Annotated in this window: 9 protein-coding genes; all 9 read right to left on the reverse strand. The window is 35.0% G+C overall.

The genetic code is table 11. The features are described from left to right. Positions 1-82 precede the first annotated feature (82 nt). Entirely contained in the window at positions 83-3,391 is a 3,309-nt protein-coding gene (locus tag ABID42_RS14760; RefSeq protein ID WP_367284311.1) for a VCBS repeat-containing protein, read from the reverse strand. Between the two features lie 109 nt (positions 3,392-3,500). After that, positions 3,501-5,081 carry a RagB/SusD family nutrient uptake outer membrane protein gene (locus tag ABID42_RS14765; protein WP_367284312.1) on the reverse strand — a complete coding sequence of 527 codons (1,581 nt, stop codon included), beginning with the start codon at positions 5,079-5,081 and terminating at the stop codon, positions 3,501-3,503. Positions 5,082-5,134: 53 nt separating this feature from the next. Continuing rightward, positions 5,135-8,206, reverse strand: a complete 3,072-nt coding sequence (locus ABID42_RS14770; protein ID WP_367284313.1) for a SusC/RagA family TonB-linked outer membrane protein — start codon at positions 8,204-8,206, stop codon at positions 5,135-5,137. A gap of 428 nt (positions 8,207-8,634) precedes the next feature. Then, positions 8,635-11,223, reverse strand: a complete 2,589-nt coding sequence (locus ABID42_RS14775; protein WP_367284314.1) for a TonB-dependent receptor — start codon at positions 11,221-11,223, stop codon at positions 8,635-8,637. 366 nt (positions 11,224-11,589) lie between these two features. Continuing rightward, positions 11,590-12,588, reverse strand: a complete 999-nt coding sequence (locus ABID42_RS14780) for a YpdA family putative bacillithiol disulfide reductase (protein ID WP_367284315.1) — start codon at positions 12,586-12,588, stop codon at positions 11,590-11,592. 95 nt (positions 12,589-12,683) lie between these two features. Further along, complete coding sequence (locus tag ABID42_RS14785; protein WP_367284316.1) at positions 12,684-13,397, reverse strand: head GIN domain-containing protein; 714 nt, start codon at positions 13,395-13,397, stop codon at positions 12,684-12,686. A 115-nt stretch (positions 13,398-13,512) separates the two neighbouring features. After that, entirely contained in the window at positions 13,513-15,939 is a 2,427-nt protein-coding gene (locus ABID42_RS14790; protein WP_367284317.1) for a PspC domain-containing protein, read from the reverse strand. Between the two features lie 70 nt (positions 15,940-16,009). Then, positions 16,010-16,378, reverse strand: coding sequence for a PadR family transcriptional regulator (locus tag ABID42_RS14795; protein WP_184136936.1), 369 nt, complete (start codon positions 16,376-16,378; stop codon positions 16,010-16,012). A gap of 646 nt (positions 16,379-17,024) precedes the next feature. Continuing rightward, the gene (locus ABID42_RS14800) at positions 17,025-17,564 is read right to left on the reverse strand and encodes a DUF8453 domain-containing protein (protein WP_367284318.1); all 540 of its coding nucleotides are present in this window, start codon (positions 17,562-17,564) and stop codon (positions 17,025-17,027) included. Between the last annotated feature and the right edge of the window lie 50 nt (positions 17,565-17,614).

Consider the following 17,614-nt stretch of genomic DNA (forward strand, 5'->3'; position numbering starts at 1 on the left):
CAAGAGCCTAAAACCATAGAGTTTATCTTGAATTTGATGGATAATATTATGGTTTAAAAGTCTCTAAAAATTAAATCAATTATTATTTTGGAAGTCTTTTTTCAAAACTTAATACTTTTAAAGAAGAAGCATTTCGAGAAACAATCACCGACTTTTTAGTACTTGAATGGTGAATTGAAATGATATTTTTACAATCGCCATCAGCAAAAAAACCTGTTTTTTCTAAAGCCAGTACTTCAAAATTTCCTTTGCCATTTCCTTTCAAAACCGTTCCATAAGATGCATCGTATCGCCCAGCCACAGGTTCTACACCGTAATCATTTCCTACTAAAATCATATCTAAATTTCCGTCGGCATTCAAGTCTTCTATCAAAATATCTTGACAAACTGACCATTGAGCAGGTTTGAGCAAAGCCTTCAATTTAAAAGTTTGATTTCCCAAATTTTCAAGATAAATACTCTCTTGAAGAAACACTTTTGTTATCGTCGCCGCTTTGCGTTGTTCTTCAGAAAGTACATCGTTCATGGTAGCTTTGCCATACAATGCGTAAGTATTAAACTTCGCTTTGAAAGAAGGAATTTGCCGAACAAGCTCGTCTCTGGATGGAATTGGGTATTCAATTCCTTTCAAAAAGTAAGAAGGAATAGCATCCCAACGACCATTATTATCGTAATCCGCTCCGTAAATCGTCAGTGGTTCTTGCTTCGAAAATTGGTAACGATTGTTTGTTCCGAGATTTCCTATCACAAAGTCGATGTCGCCATCTTTGTCAAAATCAGCGGCTTTGATACAATTCCACAAACCATTTGATGCTGGAAAAGTATTGGTTTCTACCAATTTCCCTTGATTATTTTGAAATAAAGTAATGGGCATACATTCGCCTACTACGATTAAATCCTCCCAAGAATCATGGTCAACATCTGCCCAAACTGCCGAAGTAACCATCCCAATCGTTTTCAAATTTGGCGCAAAACTTTCGGTGACATTTCTAAAATATCCTCCTTCATTTCTCAACAAATAGCTTTCACCAGCTTTTGGATATTGCAAAGGCATTAGCCTTCCACCTCTGAACAAATCTAAATCTCCATCATGGTCAAAATCAGCCGCCACTAAGCAAGAACCACTATGGGTAATATTGGGTAAGTGATTGTTTGTCAAGGTGAATTTTCCTTTTCCATCATTAAAATACAGTCGGTCTTGATAGTATTTTGAACCATCAAAATACTCGTTTGAGCCGCTCACAATGTATAAATCCAAATCTTTATCGTTATCAGCATCGAATAATAATACGCCTATATCTTCTTCATTTTTTTCCAGTTTCTCTTTCGTCAGAGCGGTTTGCTGAAATTTTCCATTTGGTTTTTGAATGAAAAATTCCCCTTCGTGTAAATACGAACCTCCCACAAAAAAGTCGTCTAAACCATCGCCATTTACATCACCAGAAGCCATTTTTGGTCCTTGCTGAGAAAGTTTGTGCATCAATAAGGTCTCCTGATTGTAGTCCATGTAAGGTTCTTCTTGATGAACATAATCTTTCAACATATCTGATTCATCTGTAAAAATTCTTGAAGGCTTTTGCTGTACTGGAACGTTTACTTTGGCATTTTTATAATCTACAAGCAGAGTTTGATTACTCTTTACATTTTTGATGGTCTGCGATTTCCCATCCGACCAAAGTACTTGTAAAGAATCAATTTTAGGATTTTCACCTAAACCAAAATGAATCAAAAAATCACTAGAGGATTGAAAACCTTTAGTGACAGACTGATGAATTTTCTGCAATTTTCCTTGCTGAAAAAGCGTAACATCTGTTCCCAAACCAAAAGTATTTTGAGCTGTACCTTGTAGTTTTACTTTTAAAAATGCTTTTGAAGGCGTGTTGTTTTTTAATAAAAAAGCCTCTTGATTGATATTATTCACGACTAAATCTAAATCGCCATCATTGTCAAAATCTGCATAAGCCGCACCATTTGAAAGCGAAGGCAAATCGCCAAAAGCATTCTCGGAAATATCTTCAAAAGTCAAATCGCCTTTGTTACGAAACAAGTAATTCACTTTTTTAAGCGTATTCATCTTCAATGCTCCTTTTTTCATCAAGTCATCCATTTCTTTTTTGGAAGTACTTGCTTGCGCCATTTCTGTATTATAGCTTACAAAATCTAAATCGGTAATGTCTCGCAAATAACCATTGCTGATGAACAAATCTTTGTTGCCATCATTATCAAAATCAGCAAACAATGGCGACCAACTCCAATCGGTGCTGTGAACGCCAGCCAACTGACCTATTTCAGAAAAATGCACTTTACCATCAGGCGTTTTTCCGACGTTCAAATGCAACATATTTCGCATAAATTGCGGATGGTAGCCCAAAGCCAAACTTTGTTCGTACTGCACATAATTGGCTGGCCCCGCCATTTTTTTCCGCTGTTCATTATCGGTAGGAAGCATATCAACCGACATTATATCGAACTTCCCATCATTGTTAAAATCAGCAACATCAGTTCCCATCGAAAACTGACTATGATGTCCAAAACTTTCTTTAGCGGATTCTGTGAAAGTACCGTCATGATTGTTGATGTAGAGTAAATCGTTAGAAAGAAAATCATTGCCAACAAAAATGTCTTCCCAACCATCTTCATTAATATCGGCAATGGATAAACCTAAGCTCATGCCATCGTGTAAAATTCCTGCTTTTCGAGAAATATCTGTGAAAGTGCCATTTCCATTATTTTGAAAAAGTTTATCAGCAGACAAACCACTTCCATCCACAATAGGAGCAATCAAAGCATTCGGATTTCGGGTGGAATTTGTACTTGTAATGAGGAATAAATCTAAATCATTGTCTTTATCAAAATCAAAAAAGGCGGCTTGGTTGCTGAAAGTTGTATCGGCTAAACCGTATTCTTTTGCCGATTCAGTGAAAGCAATTTTTCCTCCGCTAGAATGATTGATGTATAATTGATTAGCTCGTTGAGAAGATGGATAATTTCCCGATTTACACACGTAAATATCTAATAGTCCATCGCCATTGACATCAGCCATTGTTACGCCCGTACTCCAACCTCCTTTTTTAATCCCCGCTTTTTCGGTAATGTCTTCAAATTTGAAAGATGATTTTTCAGCATTGCCCAAATTCAAATACAATTTATCGGCTACTTGATTTCCTGTAAAATACACATCGGTAAAACCATCATTATTAATATCGCCAACGGCAACGCCTCCACCATTATAGACATAATAGTAATCAATCAGGTTGAAAGAATCATTTTCAACAACCGTATTTTGAAAAGAAATTCCACTTTCAGTTGCAGGAATTACTGTAAAAAACTTTCCTTTTTCAGGTTGACAAGCACAAAAAAACAAAAGGAGAAGTACTGATAATCTCTTCATTGAGGTAGTTCAAATTTAAATAGCGGTTGAGTGAACATCACTTTTCAAAAACAAAACATTCCAAATCTTGAAGATTTGGAATGTTTAAACTATTATTTTCAATCAAAAACTATTGCCATTCGATGTTCTGTTTCACTTTCGGATTTCCTTGAATTTCAATCAATGGAATCGGCAATACATAATCTTTGGCTTTTACAGTTCTTCCAACTTTATAAGTATCAGAATAGCGTTTGATGTACGCTCCAAGATAATCTGGATTTCCTCCAAATTTACTTTTACGACGAAGTTCTGGATAACCCACTTGTTCAAAAGCAAATTCATGAATAATTTCATCAACAATCGCATCTCTCAAAGCCGATTGCGAAAGTCCTTTCAAAGGTTCTAAACCAGCTCTGTCACGTAGTTTATTAATACTTGCAAAAGCATCACCTTGTCCACTTTCATTACAAGCTTCCGAATGACCAAGTAAAACATCGGCATAGCGTAAATAAATCGTATTTTTCTCAGTTGTTGACCAGTTTGTGTTCATTTCCACCAATTTGCCCGACCAAGCTTTACTAAAAATCAGTTCTTCTGGTTTGTTTGGATTTGCATTCGGGTCAACTAATCCACCAAAACGAGAAAGATTATAATCTGCTTTTTCACTCCATTTTACAATAGGGAATTCTCCTTTTGAATTTTTAGCCGTGCGTCCTGTTGGATACGATTCAATAAAAGTAGCGTCAATTCTTTTATCAGAACTTTTATAAGACATTCTGAAATCTTTCGTCGCACTTAGCCAACTCCAACCAGCGCCACCTAAATCACTTGGAAAATCTTCAGGGTTAAAGTGTGCAGAGCTATTAGTGTATTCTGATGAATTTACTTTGGCAGAAGCCTGTCCTTCAAAAATTCTTTCTCCTTGATTTTTATGGCTTATATCAAAATTACTTCCAAAATCTGCATAAAGAGTTAGCCCACTATTGTTGATAATATCTTCAGAAGTAGCTTTAGCTTCGGCCCATTTTTGTCCCCATAATTGAGCCTTCATCAACAATGTTTTTGCTGCCCATTTAGTTGCTCTACCAGCATCAGTACCAGAATATGAAGCAGGTAATACGCTTGCTGCTGCACTACAATCTGCATAGATTTGTTCAAGTACTTTTTGTTTTCCGCCATCATTACTTGGTAAATCGTTGTAGCTCTGCGTTGAAGTAATTTTCAAAGGAGGATTATCAAAATATCTTACCAATTCATAATAGTAAAAACCTCTTAAAAACTGAGCTTCTGCTTTGATGCGCTTTACTTTATCAGCATTGGCTACATCTTGAATTTTATCAGCCGTTTCGATGATATTATTCGCACGGTCAATCGAGCGATAGCACTGTTGCCAATAAGCATTGATGTAATCATCAGAAGCACTGATATTTCCTAAATTATATTGAAGTGGACCTTTCTCCCAACCTACTTGATAACCCACCAAACATTCAAATACATAACGATTGTAAAAGTGATTGAACCAATCGCCATTGCCCATCGTAAGGTCGTCGTAAACAGCATTTACGCCTAATTCAAGTTCTTTAGCTGATTGATAAAAAGTACTTGGATTAATAAAATCTGGATTTTCTTTCAAATCCGAACATCCCGTTGCCGACAACATAATGGCCGAAGCAAGGAGTGATTTTGTATTTTTTAAGATGAAATTTTTCATTTCTTATATTGCTAAGAATTTAATTTACAGTAAAATTTAATTTTGATAAAAGCCTAAAAACCAAGGTTTAAACCGAACGTAATCGTTCTTGCTCTTGGATAAGCATCATAGTCATCTCCACGATTCAAATTACTTTGTCCGCCATTGTTTACTTCTGGGTCAAAACCTTTGTATTTCGTAATCAAGAATAAATTTTGTCCACTTACTGATACTCTTGCCGAACGAATAAATTTATTGTTTACAGGAATTCTATAACCCAATGAAACATTTTGAAGACGAATGAAAGAACCATCTTGAATAAAGAATGAAGATTTACGGAATGAAATAAAATCTCTTCTTCCGTCAATCACAGGGCGAGTACCATTTTGGTTTTCTGAACTCCAAGAATCTGTCAGAATATTAGCTAACTGATTGATTTTCTGAACACCATCACCAATTTCTGACTGTTGAAGATTACGGATTTGATTACCTTGTACTCCTCTAAAAAATACGCCTAAATCAAAGTTTTTGTATTTCAATGAAGTATTCAAACCCCACACAAATTTTGGATTTGGATTGCCGATAATCTTGTAGTCATCCGAAGTATATTTTCCATCGTTGTTTACATCAGTGTATTTCGGATAACCCGCTTTGGCTGAATAGCTCGCTCCTTCTGCATCCGTTTTGAATAAACCAGCGTACTCGTAACCACGCCAAACACCAATTGGATTTCCAGCTTCTACCCAACTTCCATCAATACCTAAGTGACCACTCGGGCTGCTTGCAAAATATGGAGTACTTTTTCCTAAATCAGCAATTTCGTTTCTTACGAATGAAATATTTCCACCAATATCCCATTTTAAACTTCCTTTGTCGATGGCTTTGTAATTGAGCTCAAAGTCAACTCCTTTGTTGGTCAATGAACCTGAATTTAACAAAACAGTACTGAAACCTGTACTTTGAGCGATAGAAACGTAAAGTAATAAATCAGAAGTTTTGGTATTGTACCAGTCAACGGCTAAGTCTAAACGATTATTCAATAAACGAGTATTGAGACCAACATTCAACATCGCTGTTGATTCCCATTTTAAGTCTGGATTTGCAATATTGTTTGCACCATAACCAGCGGCCAATTGTCCTCCAAAAATATAATTGAAAGGCACTAAACCAGAGACAGATTGATAAGGAGGAATATTTGAATTACCAGTAATCCCATAACTTGCACGCAATTTCAAATCGTTGATAACTTCTGAAATTTTAGAATTTTTGAAGAATTCTTCATTAGCGATTTTCCAACCAATTGCTGCCGAAGGGAAAGTTGCCCATTTGTTGTTAGGTCCAAATTTTGAAGAACCATCTCTACGAACAGTTACGGTTAATAAGTACTTATCTAAAGCAGAATAATTTACCCTTCCGATGAATGACTCTAAATTCCATTCTTGTCTTCCAGAATATGGCGTTTGTGGTTTTGCCCCGTTTTGCAAATTCATTGAATTAACATCGTCTGAAGGCAAACCCCAAGAAGAAGCTGCATCATACTGGTTAATTTCATGCTGATTGGTATAACCTGCAGTTACATCAACATTGTGTCCTTTACTCAAGGTTTTGGTATAAGTCAGTAAGTTTTCGTTCAATAAATTCGTAAGATTACGATTGAATTTATCTAACTCACGTCCATTTTGACGACCCAAACGAGTAAAACTATTGTAGAACGATTTACGATTGGCATTTACCACATCAACCCCAATACTTGTCTTAAATTTCAAACCTTCGATGATGCTAAAAGTAACTCCAGAAGTACCGAAAATACGGTTCGTTACATCTTTGTCATAACCTTGTTTCGCTTCGGCTACTGGATTAATGCTAAAACGACCATCATAACTTGGGTAGTTATAATTTCCATTTTGGTCATAAATAGCCACTGTTGGGTCTAAACCAAGTGCGGTAATAATCAAACCACCTGGTCCACCTCTATCAGTCGGTACATTACTTGATTCTAAATGACTGTACGACCAACTGTTACTCAAAGTAGCTTTTCCGCCCAAGAAATCATTATCTAAGTTTACACGAAATCCATAACGTTTGAAATCAGTACTAATAACAACACCTTGATTATCAAGTATATTTCCACTAAAAGCATATCTCATTCCTTTTGTTCCACCTGCAAATGTCAATTGATGGCTTTGAATATTTCCTTGGCGGGTCACTGCATCCAACCAGTTTGTTCCAGCTCCAGCCGCACTTATTTGTGAAGCACTATATCGTCCTGCTCCTCCTTGGCTAACTTCTAGCTTATTGATGTACTTCATGTAATCATCCGCACGCATCAAGTCAATTTTTCTAGCAATATCTTGCATAGAATACGACGCATCGTAGGTCAAACGCCCATCTCCTTCTTTACCACGTTTTGTCGTAATCATCACCACACCATTCGCTCCTCTTGAACCATAAATAGAAGTACCAGAAGCATCTTTCAATACTTCGATAGATTCAATATCATTCGGGTTCAACATCGCCAAAGCGTTTGAAGGCTGTCTGTTTCCGCCAGTTCCGAGTGCATTATTGTCTGGATAAATTGGCAATCCATCAATTACATACAATGGTTCTGAACCACTCAAAATTGAGTTCGGTCCTCTCACTCGCACCGAAAGCCCACCACCCGGAGCAGCAGAAGCTTGCGATACTTGTACCCCAGCAACTCTACCTTGTAAGGCTTGGTCTAATGAAGAAACTGGAAATTCTTTGATTACATCTCCTTTGATACTCGAAACCGAAGCAGTTAAATCACTCTTTTTCACTTGCCCATAACCCACAACCACTACTTCTTCCAAGGCTTGTACATCTACAGCCAATTCTACATTTACATTGGTTTTATTACCAATAGCAACTTCTTGAGATTTGAAACCCACAAAACTAAATACCAATACCGCATTTGCAGGAACATCAATTTTATAAGTACCATCTAATGCCGTTGTTGTACCTCTTTTAGACTGTTTTTCAAAAATACTTACTCCTGCAAGTGTTTCATTATTGCTTCCTGTTACTTTACCAGTAACCGACCTTTGGGCAAAGGTCGAAAACCCTGTGACAGCTAAAAGAATAAAACCATAAGCTATTCTTCTGCTTTTTTGTAATAATTGCTTCATATACAGTTTTATAATAGTTAAATGTTAATTAGAAAATTATCGAAATAGTAAAATAAAATATTGAAATATTATAAATTTCACCTTGCAAAATTGATTGAAGCAGAGAAGCAAAACAATGGATATTTATTCAAAAGAATGGATTATATTATTGTTTGTTATATTATTTTTCAAAGTAATTTTGTTGTTTTTCAAGCACGTCGAAATAACATAGCAAGTACTTATTACTCTAAAAAAATAGACTTTTTTGTATTTTATCAAGATTAAAATCAATTCACAAGCCATATTTCACTAAAAGAATATAATAATTTCTGTTACTTGATGATAGACAATTAACTTATACGATTGTTTTGGAAGCTAAACATACAGACATAAAAAAAGCGACCTTGATTGCTCAAAGTCGCTTTTGTACTCTTTAAAAAATTATTGGCTTATCTCGGACGACCGCCACCTGCTGCTGGAGTTGCCGCTGGTTGTTGTTGCTGACCGCCACCGCCATTTCCGCCATCACCACCACCGTCTTTCAAGTCATCGTTATTCACAGATTTCTTTCTTTTCTTCGGTGCATCAAAAGTCATTTTTCCAATACGGTAACTGAAGTTAATTTTGAAGTTCATGTTACGTAAAGTATTTGTACTTGTTTGTGAAATCGTTGATGATTCAATGCTGTTGTTAATTTTGAATCCGCCAGGAGTAAAGAAGTTTTCAGCACCTAAACCAATACTTCCTTTTTTGTTCAAGAAGTCTTTCTTTACACTTAAGCTATAGATTCCAAAACCTCCTTGGCTACCTTGTAATTGTACTTGGCGACCACGGTAGAACGAGAATACCTGTAAGCCCCAGCCTTTTGTCAGGTTATAACTACCAAACATTCTAAAACTTGCTACCCAACCTTCGTTTTTAGCATTTAAAAGTGGATTCGGGTTATTGTTATTCAATTTAGAATAATACACATCTGTTCCTCCACCCAATTGGAATTTGTTTGAAATATTTACATTTCCAAATAAGTTCATCCCATAAGCATCTTCATTACCGATGTTTTGGAAAGTTGTTAAAAGGAATGGTTTTCCTTGTGCATCAACTTCGTTAGTACGAATACTTTGGATAGAACCCGTTGTATTACGCATAAACAATGCGGTAGTCAAGAATGTATTTTTGAAAAAAGTATTTACTGTAAATTCATAATTGTTCGTAAACTCTGGCGATAAGTTCGGATTACCTTCTGTAACATTTGAAGGGTTAGAAGCATTACGGTTCGGGTTCAAGAATTGTAATGATGGTCTTTGAATACGACGGTTATAAGCCAATTTCAAAGTAGTTCCACCTTTCAAACTTTTAGAGACATTGAAGCTTGGTACGAATGTTCCATAGCTTGGAATGTTAATATCAGTTTTAGTTCCACCCTCAGCTGTTTGAATAGCGTTGATAGTTGTGTATTCGTAACGTCCACCTGCTTTGAAGCTATATTTTTTCTTCGTCGTTAAAGTATAAGAAAAATATGATGCCGCAATGTTTTGGTCATAATCTAATGAACCGCTATTTCCAATCTGAGTAAAATTACTGTTTACTTGTCTGAAAATTCCTTTTCCACCAAATTCAATCATTTGTGTTTTACCAATTGGTGATTGATAATCAGCTTGTAAAGTAGCTTCTTGATTATAGCTTGGGTTGATATTTGTAATACGACTCAAAGAATCTGGTACTCCACGAATGATGTTTGTAAAATTATTTTTACGGTCGTTACGGCTATATTGAGCTGACAAACTGAATTCTTGTTGTGGTTTTGCAAAAAGGTGTGTATAATCAACATTCAAATCTACTGTTCCTGAATTATCTTTAGTTTCTACATCACGAATACTTGAAGTACTTGTGCCATCAGCTCTTTTGATAATAGTAGATAGAGCATCTTGAAAAGTATTTTGATTTCTTGCACCATAACGAGCAGAAGCTGTAATCGAATTAGTTTTGTTGATGTCCCAATCCCAACCTAGTTGGTACGAACCAAATAATCCATTGTTACGAGTAGCTGCACTTTGTGTAGTACTTGTTCCATTCAATACGCCATTAGTTTTTGATAATTGTTCGTTTACAAAATCTCCGTTTACGTTGTAATTAGCACGACCAAAACCACCTAATGAAAAGCCCATATTACCTTTTCTGTAGTTTCCATTCAATGACATATTTCCACCACGAATACCAACACTACTATCGAAGTTCAAGGTCAAACCTTGTAAAGTATTCTTTTTAGTAATAATATTGATAATCCCTGAAGAACCTTCTGCATCATATTTAGCCGAAGGAGAAGTAATTACTTCAACCGACTTAATCATATCTGAAGGAATTTGTTTCAAAGCATCTGCAACACTACTTGCTACAATTGTTGAAGGTTTGTTGTTAATCAATACCTTAACGTTTTGGCTACCACGAAGCGTAACGTTTCCGTCTAAATCTACCGATAATGAAGGTACTTTTCTTAAAACATCTGTTGCATCACCGCCTTTGTTAGTTCCATCTTTTTCGGCATTGTAAACCATTCTGTCAACTTTGTCTTCAATTAAAGAGCGTTGTCCTTCTACAGTAACTTCTTGTAAAATTTCACTTTTTTGGCTTAATTTAATCACGCCTAAATCGATGTCATCATTTTTGTTGACAATCTTCACCTCTACTCTTTTAGATTGATAACCCAAGAAAGTAATCGCTAATATGTAATCGCCAGTGGCTACTTTTGCCAAGGTAAATTTACCTTTATCGTCGCAAACTGTTCCGTCAACTGGTTTATTCGTTGCTTTTGCGATTAATGCTATACTGGCAAATTCAACGGCTTTAGTTGCTGCTGAATCAATGATATAACCAGTAATTTTTGCCGAGCCTTTTGGTGCTGCCTGAGCTGTTCCGGGAATTGCGGTAGCTTCTCTGCTACGTCCGCCACCCATTCCGCCCATTCCGCCACCTGGAAACTGGGCGAAAAGATTAGCACTGATAAGACTGACTAACGTTAGGGATAATAATAATTTTTTCATAAATATAATTTTATAATGTTCGCTCTTTTCTGTAACTAGAAACAAAGTTGGGATAAATAGTTTATTGAATAAATTAAAAAAGTACAAATGGATTGATTTTGAGATAAAAGGAAAAGTAGGAAAATCAAGCATTAGACAACGTTACAACACAAAAATTGCATAGCCATTTCTTAGATTATGACTATTTTCGACCAAATACAGAAGTGTGTCGGTGAATGACAATTATTTTAGGACTCAATTTTAAGAAGCCTCAAATTGAGCATTTTTTGAAGTGAAGGCAAGACAAATTGATGCTGAATTAACCTATTTTCTCACCTTCTTTATGTGGTATTTTATCGTAGTTTGAGTTGTACACTCAACAATAAATCAATAATTAGGTTGATGAATTTCTTTCCCTGTGATTTTTTGCAAAATTTTTACCGCATGAATTCTTGAATTTTCAATAAATAAAGAATGCGTATTCATTCCTCCACAAATTACACCTGCTAAATAAATATTTGGCAAATTCGTTTCTTGGGTTTCTTCATCATAAGTAGGTTTCAAGATTTCATCGTCTGATAAAGTAATACCTATTTTTCGTAAAAAATCTAAATTAGGCTGATAGCCTGTCATCGCAATTACATAGTCATTTTGAATAGTAACGATACCTTCTGGCGTTTTGATGTCTATTTCATCTTGACGAACAGCCGCTACTTCCGAATTGAAATAAGCTTTGATAGAACCTTCTTTGATTCTGTTTTCAATATCTGGTTTTGCCCAATACTTTACTCTGCTTCCAATTTCGCTTTGTCTGATAATCATGGTTACTTCCGCTCCTTTTCTCCATGTTTCTAAGGCTGCATCAACAGCTGAATTGTTCGCACCGACTACGGCAACCTTTTGTAAAGCATAAAAATGTGGTTCTTCGTAATAGTGTGTTACTTTCGGTAAATCCTCACCAGACACATTCATTAAATATGGAATATCGTAAAAACCAGTCGCAATAATAATGTGCTGAGTTTGATATTCGGCTTTACTTGTTTTCAGCTTATAATTAATTTCATCACTTTCTTGATTACTCTTGCTGATTTGTTCAACGCTTTCAAAAAGTTTAATATGCAATTTTCGGTGAATAGCAACTCTACGATAATACTCTAAAGCTTCTGAACGAGTAGGTTTGGCATTATTAGAAACAAAAGGAACATCTCCAATTTCAAGTCTATCAGAAGTACTGAAAAAAGTCATGTTAGATGGATAATTATACAGGGAATTCACCAAACAGCCTTTTTCTAAAATCACATAATTTAAACCAGCCGATTGCGCTTCCAATCCACAAGCCAAGCCGATAGGTCCACCGCCAATAATAATCAAGTCGTAGTGTTGCATAAATTTTAAATAAACATTTTCTTTGTTGGCTAACACATAAAAGCCCGCAAGAGTTCTGAAACGCTTGCGGGCTTAGTTTTTAATTACTGGTAAATTTATTCAGCGCTTTTTACTGAAGAAGCACCAGAAACATCAGATCTGACAGAAGGTTGACCTTTATATCTTACAGAAGAAGCTCCACTAGCTTCTACATTTAAAGTTTTGCTTGCATTTACTTTAGCAGAACTTGCGCCAGAAACTTCGGCATCAACATCTCTTGCTATAAAATTGTAAGAATCAACATTACTTGCACCAGAAAGATCAAAGTTTAGTTTAGAGGTCTTACCGTTCAATTTCAACCTAGATGCTCCAGAGCAATCTAAATTTACTTTGTCGGCATTGATATTTACTTCGGCATTAGCAGCACCCGAGAATTTCAAAGTAACGTCTTCTAAATCATTGAAACCTGAAATTTTAGACTTTGTTGCACCAGAAAAATCAACTTGTTTCAGATTTGGCATCACAATCGTAAAGCTTACTCTTTTACGATTATTATTCCATTTCCAACCTTTGCTGTCACGGTACTTCACAATCAATGTACTGCCGCTTAATCTTACATCCAAATCTTCAAGGTCTTCTGAACGTTCAGCATCCACTTGTACTTTGTAAGTATTTCCGTATTTCACATCAATTACAAAAGCACTTGCCATATCTAACTTATCAAAACCTTTTAACGAATACTCTTTTGTATTTTGAGCAAACATTACATTAGTAATTCCCAATAAAAAACTCAATAGTAAAGTGTTACGAAAGTAGGTTTTAGTATTCATGTCTTTGTTGTTTATAGTATTTTCTATTGAGATGCAATCTATCGTACAAAGGTTGCAAGAAGACTGATTTTTTTATGAAAGGTTTTTGATGCTGACCAATCAATGATTTTCAATCTTAATCTTTTTCAATAGAACCACCTTCTTGTACCGAACGAGTAACAGAAGGTTCGCCACGATAACGAACTGAGCCTAAACCTATGGTTTTAGCTTCTAGTTTTTCACGGACATTGATTTCCGCAGAAGCTGTACCTTTTACTTCTAAAGTAGCAGATACTACATCTAAATCAAATGATTCTAATTTTGATTCATTATCTAGTTTAGCATTCAATCTGTTATAGTTTCCACTAATCTTTAGTTTAGCACCATTGGCAAGGTCAACAAAAAGCTCTTCTCCATCAAAATTCTTTATTTTACTAGTACCTACTCCACCTTTGATAGCAAAGGCTTTTAATCTAGGCATTGTAATATGAATATCATAAATATCACTTGATTTTTGTCCGTCTTTGGCATCAATAACCAATGTTCCATCAAACACTGTATATTTTAATTTTTCAAGGGCATTTTCACCAGCACTGCTCACTTCAACCTTAAACTCATCGCCTTGATTGACCAAAACATTCGATATTCCACTAAGATTTACTTTTAGACTTTCAAAATCTTTTAATGGTAAAGTCTGAATTGCTACTCCATCAGGAAAATAATTTGACTCGTCATCATCATTGTCAGAATATCTTTTTGGGAAACGGTTTTCGCAAACAATATCTCCTTCTTTTGTAATCTTCCAGATAGAACCTTTAAATAAATCGCCATTGCTTTCGTCAAAATATCCTCCATCAAAATCATTATCCACAAAACTTGCAAATCCACGAGTCATAGAGAATGTTTTTCCATAAGGAATATAAACTTTCATTCTGATTCTTTGGTCACGGAAATGAGCATCGTCTTTGAATTCAAATCTGTCGTCAAACTTCAAGATAGAGTCTTTCTGAATGATATTATAAGTAACAGCCATTGCATTGGTTTCAGCATCTTTTTTATCGACACCATCTGCTCTGAAAATTTTCTCAATTTTAATAACTGCTCCATCGTAGCCAATTAGCTCTACAGAAGGTTCCCAGTCTTGGTCTAATCCAGTTGTTGTAACATCAAAAATTGGTGTACTCTTATCAAAGTTGAACGTTACATTTTCTTCAATAGAAGCAGTTTTAGCGAAATTCTTGGCATATTTTACTCCTGTATACATTGTAATTAATAAACCAATTAAAAATACGCCTAACAAACTTTGCCAAGTAATGGGTGTAAATAGATTTCTACGAATCACCAACGAAACACCTGCACAAGCTACCAAAAAGGCAGGAACTGCCAAGGCTAAAAATCCACCCAAAAACAATATCGGAGAAGCATCACGAGCAATTAAACCTACTGGAAAATGGTCACCGATATACACATTTGCATTTTCTAAAGCCGTTAAACCTACAAAAAGCGAGAAGAAAAGAGCGATGATAAATACTACTCCACTAAAAGCCATCATACCACCAACGAAAATACGAGCCACAGAAGCTAAAAATACAGTGATGGGTCCTAACGCTTTGAATACCTGAGAAATTATTCTAAAAGGCAATAACAATAATCTCGTCAATGGTTCTTCAGGTTTATCTTCTGAATGCAAAGTACGCTTGATGTTCGATTCAATGTTTTCAAGTGTAATAGGTTCGCCTGACATTTGCATTTTATCTGTTAAAGATTTTGCTTCTGGTGCAATTGCCCAGAGAATCAAGTACAAAACAATACCTGAACCAAAAAGGAAAATACTTAATACAAATACAAAACGGAGCATTCCTAAATCCCAACCTGTATAAGAAGCGATACCACTCACTACGCCACCCATTACTTTTCCGTCTGGATTACGATAGAATTTACGAATTCTTTCATCTTCTTCTAAAATGGCATTTGCAGGGAAAGCAATCCAGCAAGCGATATACAATACAAAAGTAATTCCACTTAAAATTCCGGCTGTGATTGGACCAATTCCTAATAAGCAAAACAAAAACGCTAGACGAATCCAAAGTGGGTCAAAACCCAAATTATGAGCTAAACCTGCACAAACACCACCTAATAATTTTCTTTTAGTATCACGATAAAGTTTACGGTCACGTGGTTCGTATTTGAAGTTTTCAAAATTACTTGAAGTTTTTTCTTGAGAAGATTCTTGTTTCTTTTCTTCTTTAGTCTCTTCATTTTTCTGTCCGTTTACTGCAAAATCTTCTTCTTCTTCGATTGCCGCAAAATCAGAAACAGAACCCATAGAAGCTATTAAACCTTCTACGTCTTCAAGTGTAATTACTTGAGAATCTTCACTTTTATGTTTTGTCCAAAATTTTTCAGCAATTCTGGCTTCAATGTCTGCAACAATTTCTTTTGAACCTTCATAAGAAGCAAAATACTTCTGAATGGATTTCAGGTAGGCATTTAATCGCTCGAAGCCGTCTTCTTCGATATGAAAAACTATGCCTGCAATATTGATTGATATGGTCTTTTTCATGTTTGAATGAATATATGAGTGAAATACCCAGATGCTATTTTAAATATTTATTTGGCTTTTAAAGGATTGGTTAAACGCCTTCTTCTTCTGACTCTTTGTTATGATGATGAAAAGATTCGTGAATAATTTGATTGACAGAAGCTTGAAGTTCATTCCAAGTTTCTCCGAATTGTTCAAGGAAAATTTTACCAGTGTCAGTAAGAATATAATATTTTCTTGGCGGACCAGATACCGATTCTACCCATTTGTAGTCTAACAGTCCTGAGTTTTTCAACCGAGTAAGCAAAGGGTAAAGCGTTCCTTCCACAACCATTATTTTGGCGGAAGTCAGCTCCTCTAACATATCTGAAGCATATACTTCTCCTCGGGAAATGATGTGCAGGATACAAAATTCTAAAATCCCTTTCCGCATCTGCACTTTGGCATTTTCTAAATCCATATTTTTAATTTCTGTTTAAAATCGTTCGTAATTGCTGGGAGTAATTTTTTGTCTATTTGCTTCATCTCTAAAAGCTTATAGCTTAATGTTGAAACAAAGATATAAAAAGGTACTATGCCATGCAAGGTACTATGGTAAAATATTTTTTTATTTAGATAAATGGAGTTAAATAATTACAAATGGTAAAAGATTGAAGAATAAAAAGAGAGAAGAAACTGAGATTGGCATAAAAAAAATTTGGCGAGCCTTATTAAGGTTCGCCAAAATGTATCACTAACACACCAAAATATGGTTTTGAGCTCAAAGAGAAAAACTCCTCTTACTAAAAACCTATTTGAATTTATAGATATTCACGTTAGCCAGTCTGACAAAACGCTACATTAATCTTCACTTGAAAGAATTAAATAAAAACTATTCTAAATGCTAGTAACAAACTTATAACAATAACTTGTTAATTCAAATTTGAATTATCTTTTTCTTATTATACGGTAAAAAACTTGTCATTTATTATCAATTGTTAATCTTAAAATCCTAAATCATTGAAATCGCTTTAATAGTGATTATTATTAATGATTATAGTTTATATTTAGTCTATTCTAAGTAAGGTTTAGACACTCTAAATAGACAAAGTCGCAAGTTTAAGCATTTATTTTTTTTCTATGATTGTAATTTTATTATCGTAATTCAAAAACCTTCCGCCATAAACATCTTCATATAAAACTTTAAAATGAAAAGATGAATCATTCATTACTTGATAACCCAGATGTTGGGCTAATATTTGATTGTTTTTCAGAACATACAATTCTTTTTCCTCTCCGATTTTCATAACACTTCCCGTTTCTAAATCATCAAAATAATAAGGAAATTTATTAAAATTACTTCCATTGATACGTACCCATTCTGAAGTGAATAATTTAGAGAAAGAATCATATTTCTTTTGATGATAATAAACTTCTACATTTTTTATAAAAGCTGGACCAACACCTTTATTATCTACTTCGTAATGAAAAACGTTATTATCATAAACTCCACCTTCAAACCACAAATATGGATATACAGAGGCTTTTTGTTGTTCTCTTGACATTTTTAATTGTTCGAGATAAATAAAAATAGAAATTACGCTGGTCAGAATCGCCACTGTACCTACTATCAATTCTATGTTTAGTTTGTGATTGAAGATTTTCATTACAAATATTTAAATAGTTATTAGAAATTAGTTGTTGGTGATTAGTTTTC

Origin of the sequence: Arcicella rosea (genome assembly GCF_040543805.1) — a bacterium.
In the GTDB taxonomy this organism is placed as follows: domain Bacteria; phylum Bacteroidota; class Bacteroidia; order Cytophagales; family Spirosomataceae; genus Arcicella; species Arcicella rosea.

What these genes read in the sequence shown, in the direction of transcription:
- ABID42_RS14785 (WP_367284316.1), bottom strand. Translation starts at nt 13,397, where the DNA reads ATGAATACTAAAACCTACTTTCGTAACACTTTACTATTGAGTTTTTTA.
- ABID42_RS14770 (WP_367284313.1), bottom strand. Translation starts at nt 8,206, where the DNA reads ATGAAGCAATTATTACAAAAAAGCAGAAGAATAGCTTATGGTTTTATT.
- ABID42_RS14765 (WP_367284312.1), bottom strand. Translation starts at nt 5,081, where the DNA reads ATGAAAAATTTCATCTTAAAAAATACAAAATCACTCCTTGCTTCGGCC.
- ABID42_RS14775 (WP_367284314.1), bottom strand. Translation starts at nt 11,223, where the DNA reads ATGAAAAAATTATTATTATCCCTAACGTTAGTCAGTCTTATCAGTGCT.
- ABID42_RS14790 (WP_367284317.1), bottom strand. Translation starts at nt 15,939, where the DNA reads ATGAAAAAGACCATATCAATCAATATTGCAGGCATAGTTTTTCATATC.
- ABID42_RS14800 (WP_367284318.1), bottom strand. Translation starts at nt 17,564, where the DNA reads ATGAAAATCTTCAATCACAAACTAAACATAGAATTGATAGTAGGTACA.
- ABID42_RS14780 (WP_367284315.1), bottom strand. Translation starts at nt 12,588, where the DNA reads ATGCAACACTACGACTTGATTATTATTGGCGGTGGACCTATCGGCTTG.
- ABID42_RS14760 (WP_367284311.1), bottom strand. Translation starts at nt 3,391, where the DNA reads ATGAAGAGATTATCAGTACTTCTCCTTTTGTTTTTTTGTGCTTGTCAA.
- ABID42_RS14795 (WP_184136936.1), bottom strand. Translation starts at nt 16,378, where the DNA reads ATGGATTTAGAAAATGCCAAAGTGCAGATGCGGAAAGGGATTTTAGAA.